We start from the raw sequence: 25,789 nt of genomic DNA on the forward strand, positions 1-25,789 counted from the left end.
CCCTCGCCGGGACGCTTAGCGTCAGGACCGCCGCGACGACGCGCTCGCGGGGACAGCGAGACAGGCTGAACAGGAAGAGCTGTAGCGGACATGTTAGGTACAATCATCTTCATTGCCATCTTCGGCGGCGGCTTCGTCATTTTCAGTGTCTACACCAAGTTCCTCACGCAGGGAATGGCGACCCGGGTCGTGGTGACCACGCTGCCGGCGGACAGGGTGCGCGAGGTCTTCGTCCAGAAGGTCGCGGGGAGCACGTGGAAGATCACCGACGACGGTAACCCCATGATCGCCCAGAGTCCGCTCATCACGGGGATCCGTCAGCAGATCGCCCTGGAGACCGACCAGGACGCGGGACGGTGCCGGGCAACGGTCGAGGTCATCCGGTGGAGCGAGAAGTACGGCGCGCCCAACAAGGCCTACACCCTGCGGATGCGGCTGGACGCCTTCGTCAAGGAGATCCAGCTCCTCGATCCCAGCGCTCAGGTGACGACCCGCCCCCTGGACGACTGACATGACCACCCTGCTCATTGTCCTGGGCATCGGCGTCGGGGCGCTGCAGGCCTACGTGACCTTCCGGGGATTCGGGCCGCCCGCAGACCTCACGCAGTTCGAGCCGGACCACCGGGACCAGCGGATCATGCTCGCCCCGCCCGACAGCGTCCTGGACGCCTACCGGCGAGGCGCCGAGGCGACACCCGGTATGCAGGTCGTCAGCGTCAAGAACAACCATCTTGTCATTGACGCCAGGCCCAGCGTCCTCGTGATGGACGGCGACTACGGCTCCACGGTGTGCGTGTCAGTGCAGGCCGCGGCCAGTGGGAACGGCGGCGAGGCGGCGGCGGTGGGCGAGGGCCCCAGGACCGTCGTCACCGTCGAGTCCATGCCCAAGACGGCGTGGGTCGGGCGCGTTGCGCTGGCGGGCTCCGCTTTCGTGGCCAAGGAACGCGCACTGAGAATGGCTGCCAAACGACTCGGCGGCATCAACGAAGAGCTGTGAGCTCCGCGTCACCGGACCAATGACAAGAACCCACACCACGACACAGGAGACGCCATGACCGTGTCCACGTCCACTCGTTCCCGCCGCCTCGCCGCCTGTCTCATGCTGGCGGTCGGCGTCCTGCCACTGGCAGGGTGCTCAAGCGCAGGAGACACCACCTGCTCGGAATTCTATGACATGAACAGCGACGAGCGGATCGACGTGCTGAAAGACCTGTTGCGCGAGCACGATCTGGTGGTTTACGACCCTGTTAACCTCTCGGGGGTCACAAAGGCCGTGCTCGGGTACTGCACCTCCAACCCGGGCAGCGCGACCCTGGAGGACGCCGTCGACTGGGACTCGTCATACTGGTGAGACCCGGATGCGGCAGTCCAAGGACTTCTCGCGTATTTCGATGTGCATAAGCGACCAAACAGATGGTCGTCGCAGCGACTAGCTGAAAGAAGGAGTAGAAAATGTCATTTTCGCAGGGCGACAAGGTTGAGGCTGTCGTCGACATTAGAGGTGGGATCTTCTCACAGGACGTGCCCGCAGGATCGAAAGGCGTCGTCCTGAGTTCGAGCTGGACCAGCTCGAGCTGCCGCGTCCACTTCACCCTCGAAGGCATGTTCGGCAACACGGAGGTCGATGTCGACGTCGATCCGAGCTACCTCAAGAAGCGGTGGTAGTCGCATGAGGGTCTTGCTCTTGGCCCTGTCGGGATGGCGGTAGGCGGCGACCATCTTCTGGTACACGTCCCAGGTCGCCTTGACCTGGGTGTGGTCGTCGTCTTTGAACAGCTCCTTGGTGGCGGTCCTGGTACCCCGTGAAGCTGTCCATGGCGACCACCTCGATGCCCTGTCTCATGCTGGCGGTCGGCGTCCTGCCACCGGCAGGGTGCCCAAGCGCAGGAAGCACCACCTGCTCGGAGTTCTATGACATGAACGGCGACGAGCAGCAAGACGTGCTGAAAGACCTGTTGCGCGAGCACGATCTGAGGGTTTACGACACCGGTAATATAGTGGAGGTCACAAAGGCCGCCGTCGACTGGGACTCGTCATACTGGTGAGGCCCGGATGTGGCAGTCCAAGGACTTCGATGGTTTGCGTGAGGGGCTCTTCACACCCGAAGGTGTATCGGTGATACCACTCTCAAGGGCACTACACCTAGCCTCAGCGAAGGGCCGACGCCGGGTCGATGCGCGAGGCCCGGCGGGAGGCGCCCAGCGACCCGACGGCGCCGGCAACCAGCCCGCCCAGGACGCCGATCGGCAGCGACCAGGGGTCGATGACGGGCTGCCAGCGCTGAGCAATGGTGACGACGAGGACGGTCAGGACGGAGGCGACGGCGCCGAGCAGTCCTCCCACAAGACCGATGGCCGCGGCCTCGTAGCCGATGAGGGAGCGCAGGTGGACGCGTCTGGCCCCCATCGCTCGGCGCAGCGCCAACTCGCCGGTGCGGGCGGCAACCGACGTCGACATCGCATTGGACAGGCTGATGAGCGCGGCGGCCGCGGACACGACGGACAGGGTGAGCAGGATCGCCCTGACGCTGGACTCGATCGTCTCGCGCATCGAGGTCGGGTCCGGCGGGGCCGCGACGACGAGGAAGTCGGCGTACTGCGGTGCCCAGGCGAGCGGCGCGGCGCGGGCCACCTGTGCCCCGGCACCGGGCACCACGCGGATCTCGAGCGACATCGACTCGGTCGCGGTCAGGCGCGAGGCCTCGCTCAGGGAGGCGATGACCCCGGTCTCGACCTCGGTTCTCAGCCCGGCGGAGGTCACGATTCCCACGACCTCGTAGGGCTGGCCGGCGAGCCACACGGTCGGGGAGGTCTCCAGCGGCCCGATGCCGAGCCGGCTGGCGGCCGAGGCTCCGAGAAGGACCTGGTTGTCCTTCAGGGTCGTGCCCGCCTCGACGCCCGTGACCACCAGGAGGGAGGTGTTGGCGGGCACGGCGTCGATGCCGAACAGCCTCTCCTTGTTCGTGAGGTCTCCCGGCTGGGCAGAGGCCGGGACCTGGATGTGGGTGGACAGCGCGAGGACCTCCTCCACCCCGGGTACGGAGCGCACGCGGCGCAGCGACTCGGGGTCCGTCGCGGTCAGGACGTCGATTGCCGGGACGGCTCCGCCCAGGGTGGAGCCGACGGCGACGCGCCGGTTGCGCTGCGCGTCGAAGGCGTCGGAGACTTGGCTGCGGGCGCTCTGGGAGAGTCTGAGGGTGGTCAGGGCGAGCGTGACGGACAGCACGACGACCCCGATGAGTCGGGCGGTGCGCCGCCTGTCGGAGCGCAGCGAGGCGGCGGCGTCGGTCAGCATGGCGCGCCAGGTGACCCGTGAGGATGCCCGCGAGGCGGCTCGTGGGGCTGTGCGGTCGTTCCGGCGGTCGGGCTCATAACCCGGCTGCGAGGGCTGTTGCTGTACGACCTGTTGTTGGGAGGCCGACGTCCTGTCGGTGACGACTCCGTCCTCCACGTGCAGGCGTCGGGTGGTGCGGGCCGCAACACGTGGATCGTGCGTCACGATGACGACGGTGACACCCGTGCGATTGAGACGCTCCAGGACGCCGATGACGGCGTCGGAGCTGGCGGAGTCGAGGTTGCCGGTGGGCTCGTCCGCCAGGATGACGGGCGCGTCCGCGACGATGGCCCGCGCGATGGCAACGCGCTGCTTCTCCCCTCCGGAGAGGAGTTCCGAGCGGAATCCGGCGCGCTCGGCGAGGCCGACGAACTGAAGCGCGTTGCGGGCCCGGTCCAGGGCCGGCTGGGGGTCCAGGCCGTGGTAGGCGGCGCCCAGGGCGACGTTCTCCTCGGCGGTGCGCGAGGTCAGGAGGTGGAAGGACTGGAAGACGAAGCCGAAGGTCTCGCAGCGCAGACGCGCCCGGGAAGCATCGTCGAGTCCTCTCGTCGAGCGCCCGCCGATGAGGTAGTCGCCGTCGGTGGGTGTGTCCAGAAGCGCGAGGAGGTTGAGGAGGGTGGACTTGCCGGCTCCCGAAGGGCCCTCGATGGCGACCATCTCACCCTGGTTGATGACGAGGTCGGCGGGCCGCAGCGCCTCGACGGGCACGGCACCGGGGTAGGTACGGGCGAGGGACCGCAGCTCGAGGACGGTCATGCGCCGTCGATCCTGAGCTCGTCGCCCTGTGCGACCTCGCCGCCCGGGTCGAGCGCGCAGGTTCCTCCGACGCAGCCCAGGACCGTGACGGCCACCGTGGTGTAGGAGCCGTCGGGCTCCTGGCGCAGCACCGAGCCGGTGTTCTCGGTCAAGCCCTGCGTGATCGCCCGCTTGGGCACGAGGAGCACGTCGGTCAGGGTTACCGTGCGCTGGATGGTCAGGAGCGTGTCAGGGGTGCCCGTCGTCGCCGACAGGGGCTCGCCGTCCACCTGGTCGAAGACAAGGTCCCAGGTCGCCGCGGGGGTGTACACGCCCTGCTGGCCGGGGGCGACCTGATGGGATGTGTCCACCGGTCGCTCGTTGAGCTCGCGCAGCCTGAGCGTGATTGTCTGCCCGTCACGCGTCGTCATGGCGGTGGCTCCGGGCGCGAGCGCGTCGGCGACCGTCGCGGGGACCTCGGCGACGACCTGGGGCTGGCCGGAGGCGAGGGTGAGGACGGCAGTATCCGCGCTGAGGACCGTGCCCTCCGCTGGAACCGCTGCCAGGGTGTGGCTGCTGGTGTCCAGTGCAGGAATGTAGACGACCTCGCTCATTGGCAGGGCGCCGAGCGTCGTCTGCTGGGCCGCCTGCCCAGCGCTCTGTCCGCCGGTTCCGCCGGGCTGGGTCCCGGTGCCGTCGGGTGCACTCGCCGCGCCGGCGTCCTCGCCTCTGGCCGATCCAGCGGCCGAGTCGGTACCCGCGGCGGAACCCTGGTCCGGCGTCGTCGGGCTCGTTCGCGTCACGGTCGCCGCGGTGCAGCCGAGCGACCGGTAGAGCCGGCTCAGCGCGTCCGCGGTGACGGGACCGAACTGCCCGTCGTCGGTGAGGGAGTAGCCCAGCGCAATGAGGGCTCGCTGGAGCTGGGCGACGTCGTCGCCGGCGTCCCCCTGGACCAGGTCCCGGTATGCGGGGAAGGTCCCGGGCAGGGCGAGGACCGGCCGACCGTTGACCCACAGCGCTGCGGCTCCCGCGGAGAGGGCCTCGCCTGCACGGACCGGGGTCCTGGTGACGACGCTGCGGCCCGAGGAGGCCAGGCTGAGGGGCACGGTGAGAGTGTGGGCCGAGGTCACCGAAGCCATCGCCGTGATCTCGTCGCTGAGGTCTCCCAGGGCGACGGTTGTGGTCACCGGCGCGGCCGACGGCGGGGCGGCGGCGGCGTCCCTCTGGGCGGGTGACTGGATCGTTCTCGCCACTGCCCAGGTTCCTGCCACCAGCCCCACGGCGACGAGGACGGCCAGGACGGCGATGAGCAGGCGGGGAACCGTGCGGCGGCGCTCAGAGCTCATCGCGGTGCTCCAGGATGTAATCCTTGAAGACCTGCTCCTGTGCGGCGATCTGCTCACGCCTGGCGGCGTACTCGGGACCGTTCTCGGCAAGGATCTGGTCCTCGGCGGCCCAGTACAGCCCGTAGCGCAGGCGGTCGTAGCCGCTGGAGGCGTTGCACTGCGCGTCCTGGACGGCGATGGTCACCTCCTCGCTGGTCAGTGAGGTCAGGTCGATGAGCGCGTTGCTGTCAGGCAGGTTGAGTTCCCACGTGCTGGCGAGTGAGGGGGCCAGGCCGGGATGGTCCTCCGGCAGGTCCGGGATGCCCAGCGGCATCATGCAGTCGCGCCACTGCTGCATGGCGTCCCTCAGGGGCCGGTTCTCCTCGATCCCGGCGATCTCAGCGTTGGTGCCAACGACGACGGTTGAGAACATATCCATCTCGCTGACGGAGTCGGCACAGGCGCCCAGCTGGGTCTGGTAAGCGGCGGGTTGGGAGGAGATGTAGTCGCCCGCCTCGCGAACCCGTGGGTCACCGTCGGAGGGCGAGAGCCGGTAGCCGTAGAGCTGCGCCTCTTCCGGGGTACGTGCTCGCCTGTAGCGCGTGGAAGGTGTCGCATCAGGTGAGTTCCAGTCGAACTCGATCACGGGGTAGTGGTACCCCTCGGTCTTCATGCACAGCGCCATGGCGACGTCGTGGGCGTAGCCCTGAAGGCGGACATCCGGTTGCACGTAGGGGTCCAGTGGCAGGGCACCCGTCTCATAGCTCATCACAATGAGGCCGTTCGCCGAGGCCGTCCCGTCAGCGGGGACATCCTCGGCCGTCATGGAGGTGACGTCTACGCTCATCGCTTCCGCGGCACCGGTCTCCGCGGCACCTGCCTCCGCGCTCCCACCGTCGCCAGCTTCACAGGAGGTAACGGTCACGCTGAGCAGGAGCGCGCCCGCGACAGCGGCCAACACCGCCACCGCGGGCGAGCCAGCCCGTCGCTTCAGCACGATGCGAACCCGTCGACGTATGCGGAGGAGATCGCGTCGTTGAGGTTCGTGCTCACGGCAAGGTTGCTGAAACTGTATCCCCTCGCCAGATGGATCCCGTACCCTCCTGCGTAGGCGTCAGGGAAGAGGCAGGTTCCTTCATAGGAACCGCGATTCTTCACCGAGCTGATGGTGTCATTGGCCCCATGCCCGTTGGTCAGATCCCATAAAGAGAGATCAGGGATGTACCTCTGGAATGAGATACCTCCCCCCTCCTGGTCGTAGTTTTGCTCCCACATGCAGGTGTATCCGCTACCGCAGTCACCCTGCGCCGCATGGGCAGTTCCCGTCATGCCCATAAGCGTCAGGGGCAGTGCAGCCAGGACGGCCACCCGCCCCCAACTTCGTCTTGTCACGACAAACCTCCTTGTTTGCCCGGTTGTCCATACTAAGGACAACCGTTTTCGGCGCTCCGTGTCGCCGAGTTGCATCATATGCGATTTACTCACATGCGACAATTCCATCACCACTGATATATCGAATTAGCGCCGGAGGTACCGCTGAGAGCGGTGCAGCCGCCGGCGCCCCCGTCGCGATCGTCTTGGCCGTGGCGCGGTCACCGTGACGATCACAGCTGTGCTTCCGGCGGACGCGGACGCTGCGCCGTGGCGACGACGACGGCGACCCGTTCCTCAGGCGGCGTGTCATGACAGGTTTGACGGCCTGACGTAAAGACATGAGAATGGTTCCCATGAACTTGTCGCGCCTGCGCCGTCCCCTCGCCGTCACCGCCGCCATCGCCCTGGCCGGCTCGCTCGCCGCCTGTGGCGGTGCCGCCTCCTCCGGCACGTCCACCGACGACGGCATCCTGGACGTCTCCGTCTCCTTCTACCCCATCCAGTACCTCGTCGAGACCATCGGCGGTGACGCCGTCAACGTCACCAGCGTCACCCCCGTCAACGTCGAGCCGCACGACTTCGAGCTCTCCCCCGCCGACGTCGCCGCCCTGGAGAAGGCCGACCTCGTCGCTTACGCCTCCGGCTTCCAGACCTCCCTGGACGAGGCCCTGGCCCAGATCGACGGCCCCACCGTCCTCGACATCTCCAACGCCGTCGACCTCGTCCACCACGAGGGCGTCGAGCACGACCACGAGCATGAGGGCGTCGAGCACGACCACGAGAGCGAGGAGGCCGGTCACGACCACGACCACGAGAGCGAGGAGGCCGGTCACGACCGCGACCACGAGAGCGAGGAGGCCGGACACGATCACGACCACGCCGATGGCGCCGACCCGCACTTCTGGCTCGACCCCGAGCGCATGATCGCCGCCGCGAACGCCATCGAGGCCACCCTGGAGAAGGCCGACCCCGACAACGCCGCCACCTACCAGGCCGGCCTGGCCGAGCTCGTCACCACTCTCAACGGCATCGACGAGGACTACACCACCGGGCTGGGCAGCTGCGAGCGCACCACCTTCGTCACCTCCCACTCCGCCTTCGGCTACCTCGCGGACCGCTACGGGCTCACCCAGGTCTCCGTCTCCGGCGTCGACCCCGAGGGCGAGCCCAGCCCCGCGGAACTCGCCGCCGTCAAGGAGGTCGTCCAGGCCACCGGCACGACGACGATCTTCACCGAGGAGCTCGTCTCCCCCGAGACGGCCCAGGCCCTCGCCGACGAGACCGGCGCCACCACCGCCGTCCTGTCCCCCATGGAGTCCCAGCCCGAAGCCGGGGACTACGCCGCGGGCATGAGCGCCAACCTCGAGGCCCTGCGCACCGCGCTCGCCTGCAAGTGAGCACCCTCACGCACCCGATCCACGCGGAAGGAGTCCGCGTCGTCCTGGGCGACAGCCTCGTCCTCGACGGCGTGGACCTTCTCGTTCGCTCCGGTGAGTCCGTCGCCCTGCTCGGGGCCAACGGTTCGGGCAAATCGACCCTCGTGCGCACCGTGCTCGGGCTGCTGCCCGTCGCCTCCGGTACCGTCACGCTCTTCGGCTCCGACGTCACCAACCGCCGCGACGTCGCCTGGCAGCGCGTGGGCTACGTCCCCCAGCGCATCGGCTCAGCCTCCGGCGTGCCCGCCACGGCCCTGGAAGTGGTGCGCTCCGGTCTGCTCGGTCCCAGGCACCTGCTTGCCGACCGCGGCCGACGCGCCCGCCAGGCCGCCATGAACGCACTCGACGCCGTCGGCCTCGCCCACCGCGCCCAGGACCATGTCCAGGTCTTCTCCGGTGGGCAGATGCAGCGCGTGCTCATCGCACGCGCCCTCGTGCGAGCGCCCGAGCTGCTGCTGCTCGACGAGCCCCTGGCCGGCATCGACCGCGCCAGCCGCGAGTCACTGGCCCAGATCCTCACCGACCTGCGCCGCAGCGGCCTGACCCTCGTCACCGTCCTGCACGAGATGGGAGAGCTCGCCCAGGTCGTCGAGCGGGCCGTCGTCCTGGACGAGGGCCGGGTCGTGCTCGACGCGCCCGTGCAGGACCTGGGCGCCGACCAGCACGACCTGCGCACCGTCCTGGCGAAGCGCGTCGAGGACGACCACGACCACCCGCACGCCGGCCCGCCCATCGCGCACCACGCCCCCGTCCTGTCCACCCGCTCCAGTCAGGACCAGCGATGACCCCGGACACCATCGCCACCATGCTCTCCAGCGCCCTCATGCAGCGCGCCCTCGTCGTCGCCGTCCTCGTGGGCCTGGCCGCCCCCGTCGTCGGCACCTACCTCGTCCAACGGGGACTGGCCCTGCTGGGCGACGGCATCGGCCACATCGCCCTGACCGGAGTCGCGCTCGGCTGGATCGCCGGAGGTGTGGCCCACCTCAGCCCCCAGGACACGCTCGCCGTGCCCTTCGCCGTCGTCATCTCCGTCCTGGGGGCCGTGCTCATTGAGCTCATCCGGGCCCGCGGGCGCACCCGCGGCGACGTCGCCCTCGCCATCCTCTTCTACGGCGGGATCGCCGGCGGTGTCCTGCTCATCAAGCTGGCGGGCGGCACCACCACCAACCTCAACTCCTACCTCTTCGGCTCCATCTCGACCGTCTCACACCAGGACGTCGCCTACACCGCCGTGCTCGCCACCGCCGTCCTGCTCGTCGGCCTCGGGCTGCGCGGCCCCCTGTTCTCCCTGTCCAACGATGAGGAGTTCGCCCGCGCCACCGGCCTGCCCACCGGCCTGCTCAACGTGACCATCGCCGTCGTGGCTGCCCTGACCGTGTCGGTGTCCATGCGGGTCGTTGGAGCGCTGCTCGTCTCCGCCGTCATGATCGTGCCGGTGGCCATCGCCCAGCTCGTCTCGCGCTCCTTCATCCGCACCATGCACCTGGCCATGGCCATCGGTGTCATCACCTGCGTCACCGGCCTGACGATCACCTACGTGGTGCCCGCCTCGCCCGGCGCCATGATCGTCGTGCTGCTGGTGGGCCTGTATGCCCTGACCGCGGTTCTCAGCGCGGCGTTGCACATCCTGCGACGCAACCGTCGCGGCCACCGTACCGATATGCTCGATGCCGTTACCACCGGTCACCAGGAGGTCTCCCCATGACGACGGCACGCTCGACCTCAGGCTCCACGTCCAGCCGGCCCCGTGCCACCTGGCAGCGGGCCGCCGTCGCTGACCTGCTCACCCGCACGGCCGAGTTCCGCTCCGCCCAGCAGATCCACGCCGCCCTCGAAGCCGAGGGCTCCAGGGTGGGGCTCGCCACCGTCTACCGCAACCTCACTGCCATGGCAGAGGCCGGTGACGTCGACCAGGTGCGCAACGCCGACGGCGAGATCCTCTACCGCGCCTGCGATGGCCTGGGCCACCACCATCACCACCTCGTGTGCCGGCGCTGCGGGCACGCCGTCGAGGTCTCCGACTCCGCCCTGGAGACCTGGGTCTCTCAGGTCTCCTCCACCCACGGCTTCACCCGCATGGAGCACACCGCCGAGTTCTTCGGCCTGTGCGCACAGTGCTCGGCCCTGGCCGACGATGAGCAGAACACGCGGTAGCCTGCGAGCGTGAGCGCCCCCTTCCTCCTCGCCGTCTGCCGCCGCCCCGGGGCCATCGCCGACGACGAGATCACCTTCCTCGACCAGCAGACGGGCCTTACGCCCGGTCGGGGGCTCGACGTCATCCGCCTGCTCGACGACGACTGCCCGGAGCCGGACACGCTCGACCTGTCGTCCTGGGCCGGCGTGCTCATCACCGGCTCGCCCCTGTCCCTCACCGGCCCCCTGTCCGCCGACCCCGCCCACGAGCGGCTGCGCGAGCGCGTCCTGGCCCTGTCCCTGCGTCTGGTCCAGGAGGACGTGCCCACCCTGGGCCTGTGCTTCGGTCTGCAGTCCATCGTCCTGGCGCTGGGCGGCAGCCTGCGCGACGACGTCGGCGAGGAGCTCCAGGCACCCGTCATGACTCTGACCGACACCGGCGCCGAGGACCCGCTCACCGCTCCCCTGGCCCCGAGCTTCAGGGCCTACGTCGGGCACTCGCACTCGGTGACCAGCCTGCCCGGCGGGGGTGTCGTCCTGGCCACGGGCGCACACTGCCCCATCCAGATGGGCCGCTGGGGACGCCATGTCTATGGCACCCAGTTCCATCCCGAGATCACCACGGCCGGGATGCGCATACGCATCGACACCTACGGCGACGCCTACTACCCCGCCCATGAGCGCGCCGCCGTCATCGAGCGCTGCGACGCCGCGGACGTGCGCCCTGCCAACCGCATCGTCAGCGGCTTCGTCCAGCGCTACCGCGAGGACACCCCATGAGTATCGTCTTCGCGCGCTCACCGCGCTCGAGCGTCGGCGTCGAGTGGGAGCTGCAGGTGGTCGACCCGGCCACCGGCCGCCTGGCCCCCCTCGGCCCCGACGTCCTCGGCGAGCTCCACGCGGCCGAGACCTCGGGCGCCGAGCGCGTCCACAAGGAGATGCACCGCTGCATGATCGAGCTTGTCTCGGCCCGGCGCACCCGGGTCCCTGACGCGCTCGGGGACCTGGCCGCCTCCCTCGAGCTCGTCACCCCCGCCTTCGCCGCCCACGGTGCCGCGCTCACCGGCGCGGGCACCCACCCCTTCGAGAACCCGGCGGAGCACGAGGTCACCTGCACGCCCCGCTACGTCGAGCTCGTCGAGCGCACGCGCTGGTGGGGGCGCCAGATGCTCATCTTCGGCACTCACGTGCACGTCGGCGTCGACGACGTCGACCGGGCCGTGCCGATCCTCACCCACATGGCCACCTACATCGGCCACCTTCAGGCCGTGGCCGCCTCCTCCCCCACGTGGGCCGGGCAGGAGACCGGCTACGCGGACAACCGCGCCATGATGTTCCAGCAGCTGCCGACGGCGGGCCTGCCCGAGCCCCTGAGCACCTGGCAGGACTTCGAGGACTGCGCGCGTGACCTGCGCCAGGCCGGGGCGATCCGCGAGGTCAACGAGCTGCGCTGGGACGTGCGCCCGGCCCCCGCCTTCGGGACGGTCGAGGTGCGCGCCTGCGACGCCTCCTCCAACCTCGCCGAGGTGGGTGCCGTCGCCGCGCTCGTGCACTGCCTGGTCGAGGAGGCCGCGCGCATCCTCGACGCCGGGAGAGCGCTGCGCCGCATGCCCCGCTGGCTGCTGGCGGCCAACAAGTGGTACTCGGCGCGCTACGGTCTTGACGCCGCACTCGTTGAGGAGGCCGGGGCGGACCCGGTGCCGCTGCGCGAGTCGCTGCCCGGGCTCCTGGCGCGGCTGGCGCCCATCGCCGAGGATCTCGGCTGCGAGGCCGAGCTGGCGTGGGCGGGCACGGTGCTTGAGGTCGGCAACGGCTCCGAGCGTCAGCTGGCCGTGGCGCGCTCCGCCGAGGCGCGTGGTGCGGACCCGGGGCTCGCCGTCGTCCATCACCTGCTGGCAGAGACCACCGCGGCCGTGCCTCTGGCCCCGGAGCGCGCCTGAGCGCTGGGCCCGGCGGACCCGGTGCTGGGTCCGGCTCAGGCGGTCACGCCCGGCCCGTGCGGCGTACCCGCACCTGTCACGACGTCGACGGCTCCCCCGAAGCGGCGCTCACGGTGGGCGTAGGCCTCGACGGCGTGCCACAGCCGGGTGCGGTCGAACTCCGGCCATGGCAGGTCGGAGAAGTACAGCTCGGCGTAAGCCGACTCCCACATGAGGAAGTTGCTCGTGCGCTGCTCCCCGCCGGTACGGATCAACAGGTCGACGTCGCGCATCGACGGCGAGTACAGGTAGCGCTGGATTGTGCGCTCGTTGACGGACGACGCCGTGATCCGGCCCGCCTCGACATCGGCCGCAAGTGCCCGGGCGGCGTCGGCGATCTCCGCCCGCCCGCCGTAGTTGAGGCACATGTTGAGCACGAGCGTCTCGTTGCCGGCCGTGATCCGCTCGGAACGACGAAGCTCGGACAGCACGGAGCGCCACAGGCGCGGCTCGCGCCCCACCCAGTTCACGCGCACGCCCCAGGCGAGCAGGTCGTCGGTCTGGGCGCGCAGGACCTCGCGGGTGAAGCCCATGAGGAAGCGGACCTCGGCCGGGGATCGCCGCCAGTTCTCCGTGGAGAAGGCGTAGACGCTCAGCTCCTTGATCCCGATCTCGACGGCGCCCGCGACGACATCCATCATCGTGGACTCGCCCACCCGGTGCCCCTCGGTGCGCGGCAGCCCGCGGCTGTTGGCCCAGCGTCCGTTGCCGTCCATGACGCAGGCGACGTGGCCGGGCACACTGGCGGGCGCCAGGGGCGGGGGCGTCAGCCCCTCGCGGTGCAGGGGGACGGTCTCGTACACGGCGGTGCTCTTGGCGGCCATCGTCAGACCCTTTCGACGAGGGAGAGGGAGCGCAGGCGGCGCTCCACGTGCCAGGTCACGTATGCCGAGACCAGGCCGGAGGCTTGGGCACGCTCGCGGTCGGTCGAGCGCTCCGCCACGGGCCAGTGCCCGGACAGGAGTGCGCCGAGCAGCACCATGGTGCCCGGTTCGAGCTCGACGCTGCCCGCGGGGCGGCACGAGGGGCACACGGCGCCACCGGCCTGGACGTGGAAGGCCGTGTGGGGGCCGGGGGCGCCGCACGTGGCGCACTCGAAGCAGGAGGGGGCCCAGCCGGCCAGGGCGAGGGCGCGCAGCAGGTAGGAGTCGAGGACCAGTCCGGGGGCGTGCCGACGGCGGGCCAGGGCGAACAGGGCGCCGTACAGCAGGAGGAACTGCTGGGCGGAGTCGGTGGTGCCGAGGTCGCCGTCGTCCTCGGTCAGGCGCTCGGCGGTCTCGACCATGGTGGAGGCGCAGGTGAAGACGGCGTAGTCGTCGGTGATGTCACGCGCGAAGGGCTCAATGGTCTCCACCTGGGTGACGACGTCGAGGGTGCGGCCCTGGTGGAGCTGGATGTCGATCATGGAGAAGGGCTCGAGGCGGGCGCCGAAACGGGAGGTGGTGCGGCGCACGCCCTTGGCGACGGCGCGGACCTGCCCGTGGGTGCGGGTGAGCAGGACGATGATGCGGTCCGCCTCGCCCAGCGTGTAGGTGCGCAGGACGAGGGCCTCGTCGCGGTAGAGCTTGCTGGGCACGGCCGCAGTCTCTCACGCGCCGCGCCACCCGGGGGCGAGGCGGGCCGCCGCGCCGTCGCGCCCAGAAACCCTCTCGGCCCGGTCTTGCGCCCTCGAACTGCCAGGATGAGGTGCAAGGCCGGGCCGAGGGCGCTCAGATGAGGCCGGCGGCGAGGTCGAGGGGTGTGCCGAAGCGGTGGTTGGTGATCGCGACGGACTGCTCGCGCAGGAAGGGCAGGAGCTCCGTGTGCGGGCAGGGGGTGACTGCCCCCGTGTAGAGGGCGACGTCGGGACTGCCGATGGTCAACGACGTCGCCTCCTCCCAGACGGAGGCCTCGGGGACGCCGCGCGGGGCGAGGATGCGCACGCGCGTGCCCAAGGCGTGAGAGGTGCCCAGGTCCGCCAGGCGGGCGGACCACACGCCCTCGGGCTCCAGCGCCACGCGCACGCCCGCCGCCTGAGCTGCGGCGGTCAGGCCCGCCTGCAGCGGCGCCTCCACGGAGAGCTCCACGTCGGAGCCCGCGAGCACGCCCGCGGCGAGGACACGCACGAGGTCGACCGTCTCCACGCCACGCACGGAGCGCACGATGACGGGGGTGGGCCGGTAGCGCAGGATATTGCGCTCGCAGACCAGCCCCGTGACATCGAGCGCCCGGCCGTAGCGCTCCTGCCAGGCGGCGGCGTCTGCGACGAGGGCGCGGCGCAGCCAGGCGGCGTCGGCGCGGACGAGCTCGTGGCGCACAGCCTCGAAGAGCCCCGCGACGCGCTCATCGACGTCGGACAGTGAGCCGCTCTCGGCCTCCGCCTCGGCGCCCTCCGCCGGGGAGACCTCCCCCAGGCCGAGCAGGTAGGAGGGGCCGCCGGCCTTCGTGGTGGCGCCGATGGCGGAGCGCTTCCAGCCGCCGAAGGGCTGGCGCCGCACGATGGCGCCGGTGATGCCACGGTTGACGTAGAGGTTGCCGGCCTCGATCCCGTCGAGCCACTGGGCGAGCTCGGCGGGGTCGAGGGTCTGCAGCCCGGAGGTCAGCCCGTAGTCGACGGCGTTGACCACCTCGATCGCCTCGGCGAGCGTATCCACCCTCATGATGCCGATGACCGGCGCGAAGTACTCGGTGAGGTGATACTCGCTGCCGGGGGCCACACCGGCGCGGACGCCGGGGCGCCACAGGCCCCCGCCCAGATGCTTGGGGGCGAGCACCCAGTGCTCCCCGCGCCCCAGGGTGGTCAGCCCCCGCCGCGCCTTGGGGTCGTCCGGGACGACGACGGGCCCCACCTGGGAGTCCAGGTGCTCCGGCCCTTTGACCCGCAGGGAGGCGGTGGCGTCGACGAGCTGGCGGGCGATGCGCTCCGACCGGCCCGCCGAGCCGACGAGCACGAGGAGGGAAGCGGCCGAGCACTTCTGGCCGGCGTGCCCGAAGGCCGAGGCGACGGCGTCGCGCACGGCGAGGTCGGGATCGGCCGAGGGGGTGATGATGATGGCGTTCTTGCCGCTGGTCTCCCCCAGGAGGCGCATGGAGGGCTTCCAGGAGCGGAAGAGGCGGGCGGTGTCGTAGGAGCCGGTGAGGATGACGCGCTCGACGCCCTCATGGGTGACGAGGTGTTGGGAGACATCACCATCCTCGATGGGGGCGAGCATGAGGACGTCCTGCGGCACCCCGGCGGCGTGGAGGGCGCGCACGATCTCGGCGCCGCAGCGGCGGGCGGGAGGGGCGGGCTTGAGGACGACGGCGCTGCCCACGGCCAGGGCGGCCACGACTCCCCCGGTGGGGATGGCCAGTGGGAAGTTCCAGGGCGAGGCGACGACGCTCACCCGCGCGGGGGTGAAGCGGGCGCCGGTGAGGTAGTCGGGATCGGCCAGCTCCAGGGCCATCCGCGCGTAGTGGCGGCAGAAGTCGATGGCCTCGCTGACCTCTGGGTCGGACTGGTCGATGGTCTTGCCGGTCTCGGCGGCGGCCACTTCGATGAGCTCGGCCCGGCGGGAGGCGAGGATGTCCCCGGCATGGTCGATGATGGCGGCGCGCTCTGCGGCGGGTCGGGCCGCCCAGGCCCTCTGCGCGCTCGTGAGTCCGGCGATGGCGCTGTCCACATCCTCGACGGTGGCCAGGAGGGCCTCGCCGGAGCGCACGTCGTCGATGCCGCGCTTCGAGCCGGGGATGGCGGCGGCGATGCGGCGCGCCCATTCGCGGTTGGCGGGCAGGGCGGGGTCGGAGTCGGGGGCGGGGGCGTACTCGGGCAGGGGACCCGGGGCGGGCGGCCCGGCAACGGGGGCTCCCTGCTCGGCGAGGCGGTCCTGGGCGCGGCGAGGCGCGGGCACGGGGGCACCGGGGTCGAGGTCGGCAAGGGCATCGAGGAAGCGCTGCTGCTCGCGAGCGAAGACGACGGGGTCGGAGGCGAGGTCGAAGACGCCCGACATGAAGTTCTCGGGGGCGGCGTTCTCCTCGAGACGGCGCACGAGGTAGGAGATGGCGACGTCGAACTCGCCGGGGTCCACCACGGGCACGTACAGGAGGAGCTGGCCGACGTCGCGGCGCACGACCTCGGCGATGCCGGGGGCCATGCCGGAGAGCATCTCGAACTCGACGTCGTCCTGGGCGCCGCGGGCCTCGCGCAGCTCGTAGGCGAAGGCGACGTCGAAGAGGTTCTGGCCGGCTACGCCCAGGCGGACGTTGGCCAGGCGCTCAGGCGTCATGGCCCACTGAAGCATCCGCTTGTAGTTGGTGTCGGTGGCCTGCTTGCTGGGCCAGGTGACCAGCTCCCAGCCGTGGATCTCGGCGTCGACGCGCTCCATGGACAGGTTGGCGCCCTTGACGATGCGGACCTTGACCCGGCTTCCGCCGGAGGCGACGCGGGCGGCGGCCCAGTCCTGGAGGCGCTCCATGGCGGCCAGGGAGTCGGGCAGGTAGGCCTGCAGGACGATGCCCGCCTCGTAGCCTCGCAGGTCAGGTTGATCGAGGATGGCGGTGAAGACCTCGATGGTCAGATCGAGGTCCTTGTAGTCCTCCATGTCGAGGTTGAGGAAGGTGCCGTGGTCGCGGGCGGTGCGGTACAGGGGTGTGAGGGCCTCGACGCCGTGGGCGACGACCTCCTCGTGTCCCCAGGGGTTGTGGGGGCCGGTGACGGCGGAGACCTTGACGGAGGCGTAGTCGACGTCGTCGCGCGTGACGAGTCCTGTGACCGCGGCGAGGCGCCGCTCGGCCTCCTTCTCCCCCAGGACGGCCTCGCCCAGGAGGTTGACGTTGAGGCGGTTGCCGCCCTCGCGCAGGCGGGCGAGCGCGGGTCCGAGATTGGCCTCGGTGGCGTCGACGACGAGGTCGCCGACGAGCTCGCGGAAGGTGCGGCGGGCGATCCTGGCGGAGGTGCGCGGGGCGAGGCGCGCAACGCGCCCGCCGACGCCGGTGGCGGCACCGAGCAGCCTCGGCAGGAAGCTGGTGCGCCTGGCGGCCAGGCGGGCGAGCGCGGCCCCGGCGACGTCGAGGTCGGTGGGGCGCACGACGTCGTCGGTGAAGCGGGTGATGAACTCGAGGCCATCGGGGTCGGCGAGGATGCCGGCCAGGAGGGAGGCACTGCGCGGGACGGGCTCGTGGGCGGAGGCGTCGGCCCAGCGGCGGGCTCGGGCGGTGGCACGCTGGCCGACGGCCCACAGGTCGTCGGGGCAGGCGCGGGTGTGGGCGGGGCTCGTCGGGGTGGGGCTGTCCTGGGTCGCCATATGCGGCTCGCTCTCACTCGATGATCAGGGACAGATCCGAGTGTGCGACACAACGCCGCGACGCGCAGGACTTTCGGCCCTGAACGTCGCGAGTTGGGCGTCAGGGGTGTCAGCGCAGGGCGCGGTTGACGGCGGAGATGACGGCCTTGAAGGAGGAGGTCGTGATCGACGGGTCGATGCCCACACCCCACAGGACCTGGCCGTTGACCTCGCACTCGACGTAGGAGGCGGCGCGCGCGTCACGGCCCTCACTCAGCGCGTGCTCGACGTAGTCGAGAATGCGCACGCTCACGCCCGTCTGCTCCAGCGCAGTGACGAAGGCGCCGAGCGGACCGTTGCCGGAGGCGGTCAGCAGTCGACGCTCGCCGTTGTCGCGCACCGTGACCGTGAGGATCGAGTCCTCGTCGCCGGCCGAGGTGAGCGTCGCGCCCTTGAGCTCGAAGCGGCCCCAGGACTCCAGCCCCGACTCGGGCGCCTGGCGGGCGGGCAGGTACTCGTCGGCGAAGATCGACCACAGGGTGGCCGCGTCGATCTCGCCGCCATAGGTGTCCGTGTGCCGCTGGACAATGCGGGAGAACTCGATCTGGAGCCGGCGCGGCAGGTCGAGGTTGTACCTGTGCTTGAGCAGGTAGGACACGCCCCCCTTGCCGGACTGGGAGTTGACGCGCACGACGGCCTCGTAGGAGCGGCCGACGTCGTGCGGGTCGATGGGCAGGTACGGCATCACCCAGGGCACCGCCGTCTCCGCGGCCTCGCCGTCGAGCCCCTCGGCATGCGCGGCGGCGACCGCCTCGGCCCGGGCGGCGAAGCCCTTCTTGATGGCGTCCTGGTGGGAGCCGGAGAAGGAGGTGTAGACGAGCTCACCGGCGTAGGGCGTGCGCGGAGGCACGTCCATCTGGGTGGAGGTCTCCACCACGCGGCGGACCTCGTCAATGTCCGACAGGTCGAGCATCGGGTCCACACCCTGGCTGAAGAGGTTGAGGGCCAGGGTGATGAGGTCGACGTTGCCAGTGCGCTCACCGTGACCGAAGAGGCAGCCCTCGACCCGGTCGGCACCAGCAAGCAGACCCAGCTCGGCGGCGGCGACACCCGAGCCCCGGTCGTTGTGGTTGTGCAGCGACAGGGCGACGACGTCGCGGCGCGAGAGGTTGCGGCTCATCCACTCGATCTGGTCCGCGTACACGTTGGGGGTGGCACGCTCGACGGTGGCGGGCAAGTTGAGGATGATCTCGCGATCAGCCTCCGGCTGCCACACGTCCATGACGGCCTCGCAGACCTCGAGGGTGTAGTCGCGCTCGGTGTCGACGAAGATCTCCGGGGAGTACTCGTAGCCGAAGATGGTGTCCTCGGTCAGGACCTTCTCGGCGCGGGCCATGACCATGCGGGTGCCGGCGACGGCGAGCTCGCGCACGTCGTCCTTGCCCATGCGGAAGACGACCTCGCGAAACAGCGGGGACAGGGCGTTGTACAGGTGGACCGTGGCGCGCGGGATGCCGATGCAGGCGTCCAGGGTCCGGTCGATGAGGTCCTCGCGAGACTGGGTCAGGACGCTGATCGTCACGTCCTCGGGGATCGCGTTGTCGGCGACGAGGGAGCGCACGAAGTCGAAGTCGGTCTGGGAGGCGGCGGGGAAGCCGATTTCGATCTCCTTGAAGCCGATGCGCACGAGCAGGTCGAACAGGGCGCGCTTGGCCTCGGGCCCCATCGGCTCGATGAGGGACTGGTTGCCATCGCGCAGGTCGGTGGACAGCCAGCGGGGTGCGCGCGTCAGACGCTTGGTGGGCCAGGTGCGGTCGGGCAGGTCGGTGACAACCGTGTCCTGGAAGGGCGCGTACTTCGTGTAGGGCATGCCGGAGGGCTGCTGGGGGGCGGGGCGGGCGGTGCGCATGGGCTTCTCCTGGGCGGTGTGGTGAGCGGGCGGCACGGAGCACGCCCGGGGGCCGGCAACACGAATCAGCCGCGGTCGGGTCGCCGGCCCGGTCAGGCCCCGCCGCGGCGACTAAGCAGCAGGCTCATGGTCGCTCGCACGGGTGCGACGTTACCGCGATCCGCCCGTCCGTGCATGATGCGTCACTCCGTGGACGCTCCGGTGGACTCCCACCTGCTGTTCCGACGACGGTGCCCCGCTCCCCTGCTCAGCCGAGCATGGGGAACAGCCCCCAGTAGGCCAGCGCGGCCAGCAGCAGCACCGAGCCCGTCACCGCGGCGGCCAGCACCGCGGCCGAGGGCAGCGTGAGCCAGCGTCCGCCCTCGTCTCGTCCGTGGCGCACGTGCCCACGCACGAGCAGGACCCGCCCGACGAGCTTGACGAGGATGACGACGGCGAGCAGCGCAGTCAGCTGGGCCGCCAGCCAGCCGCCGTAGGAGATCCACGGGTTGGACGAGTAGGACAGGGCCAGGCGTGCCACCATCCCGACATAGGCGAGGTAGAGCACCCAGGCGGCCAGCACGGCCAGTGCCAGGGCGGCGGCCCAGCGCCCCACGGGATCGGGCAGGTGCATGCCCCGCCGTCCCACGAGCCTGGGCAGCTGTCCCAGCGCCCAGCCGGCCCCCGAGGCGACCAGCAGCGCCAGGCCGGTGAGGATGCCGGCAAGCATGAGGTCCCCCGAGGCGTACCAGCGCGTGCGGCCCGGCGCCTGGGCCCAGAAGTCCTGGACGGGGGTGGCCCCGGCGACGCGCGGCTCAGCTGAGGCGGTGATCGGCAGGCCGGTGACCCAGCGGGCGAGGTCACGGGCCACGCCGGGGGCGAGGACGCCGTCGGTGCTGTTGCCCAGCTTCAGGCCGTGGTTGGCGTCCGCGTAGTAGCGCACGGTCAGTTGAGTGTTGCCCGCCACCTGGATGTCGCGCCAGATGGTCGCCGGCCCCTGGACGAGGGGCATGGAGGAGTCCGCGGTGCCGTAGAGCATGAGCACGGGAGCGGTGACGCGCTGCTGGTAGGAGGTGGCGTCGAAATCGGCGTAGCGGAAGGCGCCGCGCGGCAGCTCGCGCGTGCCCAGCAGACGGGCGACGGCGGTCAGCAGCGGGCCGGGCACCCCGACCCTGCTCAGGTAGGTGCCTGCCGCGTATGTCGCCTGCTGGCGCAACTGGACCACGGGGGCGCTGGCGAGCACGAGGAAGGCGAGGTCCGCATCGCGCCCTGCGGCGATGACGCCGGGGAATCCGCCCTCGGACTCGGCATAGACACCGACGCCGTCGGCCTTGACGGTGGGCAGGGAACGCAGGTAGCTGATCGAGTAGGCGTAGTTGTCCGCCATAAGCTCGTAGTCGCGCTCGGTGAGCGTGTAGTCCTGGGTGGGCTTGTCCGGGACCAGGGTGGTGGCGCCGGCGCCGCTCAGGGCCTCAGCCTGCTCGCGGAAGCCGCGCCAGGTGTGGGTGCCGGCACCGTGCATGAAGACGACGCCGACGGTGCCGGTCAGGGGCTCGCCGTCGGCGCCCAGGGGCTGGCGCAGCAGGCCGGTGACCGTCGTGCCGTCCTTCTGCGGCAGGCTCACCTCGGTGGCGCGGATGGCGTAGGTACCGACGTCGGCGGTGGTGACGGCGCCCCCGATGCGCGTGTCGGTGGTGGAGGGCACGAGCGCGTCCTGGGCGGGCTGCGGGGACCATCGGGGTCCGGCGAGGGAGCCCAGCAGTGACAGTGCCAGGACCGTGACGACGACGGACCCGGCGGTGCGGTGGTCCCAGGAGACGGCGAGCACGAGCGCACCCAGGGCCACCGTGGTGACGATCCCGACGATCTCGGCCTGCCCGGCACCGACGAGGGTGAGGACCAGGACGGCGGCGAGCACACCGGCCGCCATGACGGCCAGGCGGGCACGTTCCTCGCGCCACAGGCGCGTGAGCAGGCTCCAGGCGCGTGGGGGCACGACGCGCAGCCAGGTGATCGTGGCGGTGAGCTCGCCACGTGTGAGGTGGGCCGGGTCGGCGCGCCGGGCCCGGCGGCGGGAGGCGCGCTCCCGCTGCCTGCGTTCACGCTCCTCGGGCTCGACGGGGCGCACCGGGGATCAGAAGCCGAGCCTGGCGAGCGCCTTCGGGTCCGACTGCCAGTCCCTGGAGGTACGCACGTGCAGGTCGAGGTAGACGGGGCGGTCGAGCAGCGTCTCGATGCCTTTGCGGGAGATGACGCCGATCTCCTTCAGGCGCGAGCCTCCCTTGCCGATCATGATGGCCTTCTGCGAGTCCCGCTCGACGACGAGGCTCACCCGCACTTGCAGGCGGCCCCCGGCGCCCTTGATGAAGGAGCCGGTGCGGTCGGTGCGGGGGTCAACGATCTCGTCGACGACGACGGCCAGGGAGTGGGGCAGCTCGTCACGCACGCCCTCGAGAGCGGCCTCGCGCACGAGCTCGGCGATCATGACGGCCTGGGGCTCGTCGGTGACCTCGCCGGTCGGGTAGAGGGGCGGGGAGGGCGGCAGGTGGCCGATGAGGACGTCCTCGAGGACGTCAACCTGCTCGCCGCGCAGGGCGGAGACGGGGACGATGTCGGCCCAGTCGCCCAGGTCGTTGACGGCGAGCAGCTGGGCGGCCAGGGCCTCGCGGCTGACGGTGTCCGCCTTGGTGACGACGGCGACGACGGGGCGACGCGAGTCCGCGAGGTCACGTGCGATGAAGCGGTCCCCAGGTCCGACCTTCTCGTCGGCGGGCACGCAGAAGACAATGACGTCGACGTCAGCCAGGGTCTCGCGCACGAGGTCGTTGAGGCGCTTGCCCAGGAGGGTCCTGGGGCGGTGCAGGCCGGGGGTGTCGACGAGGACGAGCTGGGCGTCGGCGCGGTTGACGACGCCGCGCACGTTGTGGCGGGTGGTCTGAGGGCGCCCGGAGGTGATGGCGACCTTCTGGCCGACCATGGCGTTGGTGAGGGTGGACTTGCCGGCGTTGGGGCGGCCGACGAGGCAGGCGAAGCCGGCACGGTGGCCCTCGGGCACCTCGGGGACGGTGATCTCGACCCGGGCGGAGGCGGGCAGGGCGCCGTCGTCGTCCTGGCCCTCATGCTCATCCTCGACCGACTCAGCGCCCTCGTCGTCGAAGGCGTTGGGGCCGGCCATGAGCTCGTCGTCGCTGGGGAAGCGGAAGGGGGCGTCAGACATGGGTTCTCCTAGGTGGTCACGGCCCGTGGGGCCTACTCGTGCGGGCGGGTGCCGCGGCTGAGATGGTATCGGTACTCCCCGCCGGTGGGAGCGTCCGTCCCACCTGGGCGCCGGGGTCAGGCGGCTGGAGCTGAACGTGGACCCGGCTGCGTCGTCCGTCCCACCTGGGCGCCGGGGTCAGTGCTCCTGGCTGCTCTGCTCGTCGCGGCTGACGATGAGGCTCGTGACCTGCCGACGCCGGCCCGTGGCCTCGTCCGCGACGAGCCTGAGCCCCTGCGTGCGGCCGGTGGCGCCGGGCAGCGGGACCCGGCCGATGGCCTTGGTGAGCAAACCACCGGCGGTGTCGACGTCGTCGTCGTCAATCTCCAGGTCGAAGAGCGCACCCAGGTCATCCAGACCAAGGCGGGCGGGCACGCGGTAGGCGCCCTGCCCCAGGTCCTCGACCTCGGGCTCGGCGTGGTCGTGCTCGTCCTGGAGCTCGCCGACGACCTCCTCGAGCAGGTCCTCCATGGTCACCAGGCCCGCGGTGCCGCCGTACTCGTCCACGGCGAGCACCATGTGGACGTGGTCGGTCTGCATCTCGCGCAGGAGGTCGTCGGCGGCCTTGGTCTCAGGCACCCAGGTGGCCTCGCGCACGAAGCCGAGGACGGGCCGCTCGGCGTGCTCGGGGTGGTCGGCCAGGCGGCGCAGGACGTCCTTGAGGTAGACGATGCCGCGCACGTCGTCGGCGTCCTCCCCCACGACGGGAACGCGTGAGTAGCCGGAAAGGGTGAACAGGCGCATGGCGGCGCTGGCGGGCTCGTTGACGTCAATGGTGACCATGTCCGTGCGTGGGACCATGACCTCGCGCACGAGGGTCTGGCCGAGTGCGACGACGCTGCGCAGCATCTCGCGGTCCTCGTCCTCGATGGACTCGGCCTCGCCGATCTCGTCGATCATCTCGCGCAGGTCCTCGGTGACCTCGGCCAGGGCCTCGGCGTCGGTGAGGGTGGAGGCGCGTCCGAAGCGCTCGTCGAACCAGCGCCAGGGCGCGCCGAGGGCGTCGACGCGCTCGAGGGCACCGGCAAGGAAGAGCAGCGTACCGCTGGGGTTTCGTCGGCCCAGGGAGCGTGGGGAGATGCCGACGACGAGCCCGAGCAGGACGGCGTTGGCGGCCACGGAGACCGCCAGGACGGCCCACCAGACCTCGATGAGACCGGAGACGGCCAGGGTGAGCAGGACTGCGGCGAGCATATCGACGCCCACGCGCACCGCGCCGACGGAGGCGAGCACCCGGCTGCGCCGACTGGCGAGGTCGAGGACGCGCTCGGCACCCCGGCGCCCCTCCTCCACGAGGTCCTCGGCGGCTGCCCGGGTGATGCGGGTAAGCGCGGCCTCCCCGGCGGACAGCAGGGCGCCACAGGCCAGGGTGAGGACCGCGGCGACAAGCAGGAGCGCGGCGGGGGGTGCGCTCATGCGCCTCGCTCCGCGAGGAAGGTGAGCAGGAGGGTGCGCTGGAGGTCGAACATCTCCTTCTTCTCCTCGGGCTCGGCGTGGTCGTAACCCAAGAGGTGGAGGATGCCGTGGACGGTGAGCAGCAGCATCTCCTCGGCGGTGGAGTGCCCGGCCTCCAGGGCCTGACGGGCGGCCACCTGCGGGCAGATGACGATGTCGCCGAGGGTGCCGGCGGGGGTCTCGGACTCGGCGGTGCCCGGGCGCAGCTCGTCCATGGGGAAGCTCATGACGTCGGTGGGGCCGGGCAGGTCCAGCCAACGCACGTGCAGCTCCTCCATCGGCTCGGGGTCGATGAACAGGATGTTGAGCTCGGCGCGGGGGTTGACGTGCATGTGGTGCAGGACGTGCTCGGCGATGGCGGCGAACTCGGCGAGGTCGAGGGCGACCTCGGTCTCGTTGTTGACCTCAGTGCTCATGCGCTGGTCCTCCCTGTGGCGTTGCGGACGTCCTGGGGTGTGCGTGCGCGGCGGGCGGTGGCGGGCCGGGGGCGGTGATCCTCCCCCGCGTGCGCCAGGCCCGCCTGCGCCTGGGCGGCGGCGCGTTCGGCGTCATGCTGGGCGTAGGCGTCGATGATGCGGCCCACGAGGCGGTGGCGCACGACGTCGGCGCTGGAGAGCTCGCAGAAACTGATGTCATCCACGCCGTCGAGGATGCGACGCACGAGGACGAGGCCGGAGGGGCGCGAGCCCGGCAGGTCGATCTGGGAGATGTCGCCGGTGACGACCATTGTGGAGCCGAAGCCGAGGCGGGTGAGGAACATCTTCATCTGCTCGGGGCTCGTGTTCTGGGCCTCATCGAGGATGACGAAGGCATCGTTGAGGGTGCGCCCGCGCATGTAGGCCAGGGGCGCGACCTCGATGGTGCCGGCCGCCATGAGCTTGGGCAGGGCCTCGGGCTCGAGCATGTCGTGCAGGGCGTCGTAGAGGGGCCGCAGGTAGGGGTCGATCTTGTCGGTGAGGGAGCCGGGCAGGAAGCCGAGGTTCTCACCGGCCTCAACGGCGGGGCGGGTGAGGATGATGCGTGAGACGCGGCGCCGGGCGAGGGCGTCGACGGCCTTGGCCATGGCGAGGTAGGTCTTGCCGGTGCCGGCGGGGCCGATGCCGAAGGTGATCGTGGAGGTCTCGATGGCGTCGGTGTAGGCCTTCTGTCCGAGGGACTTGGGGCGGATGGAGCGGCCGTGGGTGGTCAGGACGTCGTCGGTGAGGACCTCGGTGGGGCGGGCGGCGGCGTCCAGCAGGCCGATGGACCTCTCGACGGCGTCTGCGGTCAGGGGTGTCCCGGCGCGGGCGACGTCGATGAGCTCGGTGACGAGCAGGATGACCATGTCGACGCGGGTGCTGTCGCCGGTGACGGACACGCCCGTACCGCGCACGTGGATGCGCACGTCGGGGAAACCGCGCTCGATGGCGCGCAGCACCTCGTCGTGGGCGCCGAGGAGGGTCACGGGGGCGAGGTCACTGGGCAGCACGAGGCTGCGGGTGACGTCCTCGTGCGCTGTGTGCACTGTGCGCACGGTGTGCGCTGCGCGAGGTGCGGTCGCTGTACTCCGGGGGCTGCGGGAGATGGTCGCCGTCGGTGCGGCTACTGGGCTGATGGGCGGATTCGTCATCGTGGGCACATGCTAGCGGCCCGCCG

The 25,789-nt window shown here is 70.9% G+C and carries 24 protein-coding genes; 11 read left to right on the top strand and 13 right to left on the bottom strand.

Annotated elements, in window-relative coordinates:
* Positions 1-90 precede the first annotated feature (90 nt).
* The 5 genes from ID810_RS07070 (at position 91) to ID810_RS07090 (ending at position 2,045) form a co-directional block, all read left to right on the top strand.
* The gene (locus ID810_RS07070; RefSeq protein ID WP_166854843.1) at positions 91-510 is read left to right on the top strand and encodes a hypothetical protein; all 420 of its coding nucleotides are present in this window, start codon (positions 91-93) and stop codon (positions 508-510) included.
* A 1-nt stretch (position 511) separates the two neighbouring features.
* A complete protein-coding gene (locus ID810_RS07075) occupies positions 512-997 on the top strand; it encodes a hypothetical protein (RefSeq protein ID WP_166854842.1) in 486 nt (161 codons plus the stop codon).
* Positions 998-1,051: 54 nt separating this feature from the next.
* A complete protein-coding gene (locus tag ID810_RS07080; protein WP_166854841.1) occupies positions 1,052-1,351 on the top strand; it encodes a hypothetical protein in 300 nt (99 codons plus the stop codon).
* A 101-nt stretch (positions 1,352-1,452) separates the two neighbouring features.
* Complete coding sequence (locus tag ID810_RS07085; protein ID WP_166854840.1) at positions 1,453-1,665, top strand: hypothetical protein; 213 nt, start codon at positions 1,453-1,455, stop codon at positions 1,663-1,665.
* 137 nt (positions 1,666-1,802) lie between these two features.
* Positions 1,803-2,045 (top strand): hypothetical protein, encoded by a 243-nt coding sequence (locus ID810_RS07090; protein WP_166854839.1) that lies wholly within the window; start codon positions 1,803-1,805, stop codon positions 2,043-2,045.
* 103 nt (positions 2,046-2,148) lie between these two features.
* On the opposite strand, the gene ID810_RS07095 is transcribed toward ID810_RS07090, so the two are convergent.
* The 4 genes from ID810_RS07095 to ID810_RS12825 form a co-directional block, all read right to left on the bottom strand.
* Positions 2,149-4,089: an ABC transporter ATP-binding protein/permease gene (locus ID810_RS07095; protein ID WP_166854838.1), complete on the bottom strand. Its 1,941-nt coding sequence runs from the start codon at positions 4,087-4,089 to the stop codon at positions 2,149-2,151.
* Positions 4,086-5,414, bottom strand: a complete 1,329-nt coding sequence (locus tag ID810_RS07100; RefSeq protein WP_166854837.1) for a peptidoglycan-binding domain-containing protein — start codon at positions 5,412-5,414, stop codon at positions 4,086-4,088. The genes ID810_RS07095 and ID810_RS07100 overlap by 4 nt, the downstream gene beginning before the upstream one ends.
* Entirely contained in the window at positions 5,404-6,240 is an 837-nt protein-coding gene (locus tag ID810_RS07105; RefSeq protein ID WP_166854836.1) for a hypothetical protein, read from the bottom strand. The genes ID810_RS07100 and ID810_RS07105 overlap by 11 nt, the downstream gene beginning before the upstream one ends.
* A gap of 143 nt (positions 6,241-6,383) precedes the next feature.
* Complete coding sequence (locus ID810_RS12825) at positions 6,384-6,893, bottom strand: peptidase inhibitor family I36 protein (RefSeq protein WP_425321785.1); 510 nt, start codon at positions 6,891-6,893, stop codon at positions 6,384-6,386.
* 218 nt (positions 6,894-7,111) lie between these two features.
* Between ID810_RS12825 and ID810_RS07115 the strand changes: the two genes are divergently transcribed.
* The 6 genes from ID810_RS07115 to ID810_RS07140 are packed head-to-tail and all read left to right on the top strand — an operon-like array spanning position 7,112 to position 12,276.
* Positions 7,112-8,164 carry a metal ABC transporter substrate-binding protein gene (locus tag ID810_RS07115; protein ID WP_243856485.1) on the top strand — a complete coding sequence of 351 codons (1,053 nt, stop codon included), beginning with the start codon at positions 7,112-7,114 and terminating at the stop codon, positions 8,162-8,164.
* On the top strand, positions 8,161-8,988 hold the full coding sequence (locus tag ID810_RS07120; RefSeq protein ID WP_243856454.1) for a metal ABC transporter ATP-binding protein: 828 nt from the start codon (positions 8,161-8,163) through the stop codon (positions 8,986-8,988). Before ID810_RS07115 ends, ID810_RS07120 begins: the two co-directional genes overlap by 4 nt.
* Complete coding sequence (locus tag ID810_RS07125; RefSeq protein ID WP_166854834.1) at positions 8,985-9,908, top strand: metal ABC transporter permease; 924 nt, start codon at positions 8,985-8,987, stop codon at positions 9,906-9,908. The genes ID810_RS07120 and ID810_RS07125 overlap by 4 nt, the downstream gene beginning before the upstream one ends.
* Positions 9,905-10,357 (top strand): Fur family transcriptional regulator, encoded by a 453-nt coding sequence (locus ID810_RS07130; RefSeq protein ID WP_166854833.1) that lies wholly within the window; start codon positions 9,905-9,907, stop codon positions 10,355-10,357. Before ID810_RS07125 ends, ID810_RS07130 begins: the two co-directional genes overlap by 4 nt.
* Positions 10,358-10,366: 9 nt before the next feature.
* Positions 10,367-11,116, top strand: a complete 750-nt coding sequence (locus ID810_RS07135) for a glutamine amidotransferase-related protein (protein WP_166854832.1) — start codon at positions 10,367-10,369, stop codon at positions 11,114-11,116.
* Complete coding sequence (locus ID810_RS07140) at positions 11,113-12,276, top strand: carboxylate-amine ligase (RefSeq protein WP_166854831.1); 1,164 nt, start codon at positions 11,113-11,115, stop codon at positions 12,274-12,276. Before ID810_RS07135 ends, ID810_RS07140 begins: the two co-directional genes overlap by 4 nt.
* A gap of 35 nt (positions 12,277-12,311) precedes the next feature.
* On the opposite strand, the gene uppS is transcribed toward ID810_RS07140, so the two are convergent.
* From uppS to ID810_RS07185, 9 genes are all read right to left on the bottom strand, one after another.
* Positions 12,312-13,139, bottom strand: a complete 828-nt coding sequence (gene uppS, locus ID810_RS07145) for a polyprenyl diphosphate synthase (protein WP_166854830.1) — start codon at positions 13,137-13,139, stop codon at positions 12,312-12,314.
* A 2-nt stretch (positions 13,140-13,141) separates the two neighbouring features.
* Positions 13,142-13,891 (bottom strand): DNA repair protein RecO, encoded by a 750-nt coding sequence (gene recO, locus ID810_RS07150; protein WP_166854829.1) that lies wholly within the window; start codon positions 13,889-13,891, stop codon positions 13,142-13,144.
* 133 nt (positions 13,892-14,024) lie between these two features.
* Entirely contained in the window at positions 14,025-17,576 is a 3,552-nt protein-coding gene (locus ID810_RS07155) for a proline dehydrogenase family protein (RefSeq protein WP_166854828.1), read from the bottom strand.
* Between the two features lie 109 nt (positions 17,577-17,685).
* A complete protein-coding gene (gene leuA, locus ID810_RS07160; RefSeq protein ID WP_166854827.1) occupies positions 17,686-19,464 on the bottom strand; it encodes a 2-isopropylmalate synthase in 1,779 nt (592 codons plus the stop codon).
* 247 nt (positions 19,465-19,711) lie between these two features.
* Positions 19,712-21,571: an alpha/beta hydrolase family protein gene (locus tag ID810_RS07165; RefSeq protein ID WP_166854826.1), complete on the bottom strand. Its 1,860-nt coding sequence runs from the start codon at positions 21,569-21,571 to the stop codon at positions 19,712-19,714.
* A 6-nt stretch (positions 21,572-21,577) separates the two neighbouring features.
* Positions 21,578-22,660, bottom strand: coding sequence for a GTPase Era (gene era / locus ID810_RS07170; protein ID WP_166854825.1), 1,083 nt, complete (start codon positions 22,658-22,660; stop codon positions 21,578-21,580).
* A 177-nt stretch (positions 22,661-22,837) separates the two neighbouring features.
* Entirely contained in the window at positions 22,838-24,115 is a 1,278-nt protein-coding gene (locus ID810_RS07175; protein WP_166854824.1) for a hemolysin family protein, read from the bottom strand.
* A complete protein-coding gene (gene ybeY, locus ID810_RS07180) occupies positions 24,112-24,570 on the bottom strand; it encodes an rRNA maturation RNase YbeY (protein ID WP_166854823.1) in 459 nt (152 codons plus the stop codon). Before ybeY ends, ID810_RS07175 begins: the two co-directional genes overlap by 4 nt.
* Complete coding sequence (locus ID810_RS07185; protein WP_166854822.1) at positions 24,567-25,763, bottom strand: PhoH family protein; 1,197 nt, start codon at positions 25,761-25,763, stop codon at positions 24,567-24,569. Before ID810_RS07185 ends, ybeY begins: the two co-directional genes overlap by 4 nt.
* Between the last annotated feature and the right edge of the window lie 26 nt (positions 25,764-25,789).

It is taken from the genome of Actinomyces respiraculi, assembly GCF_014595995.2.
Taxonomy (GTDB): domain Bacteria; phylum Actinomycetota; class Actinomycetes; order Actinomycetales; family Actinomycetaceae; genus Actinomyces; species Actinomyces respiraculi.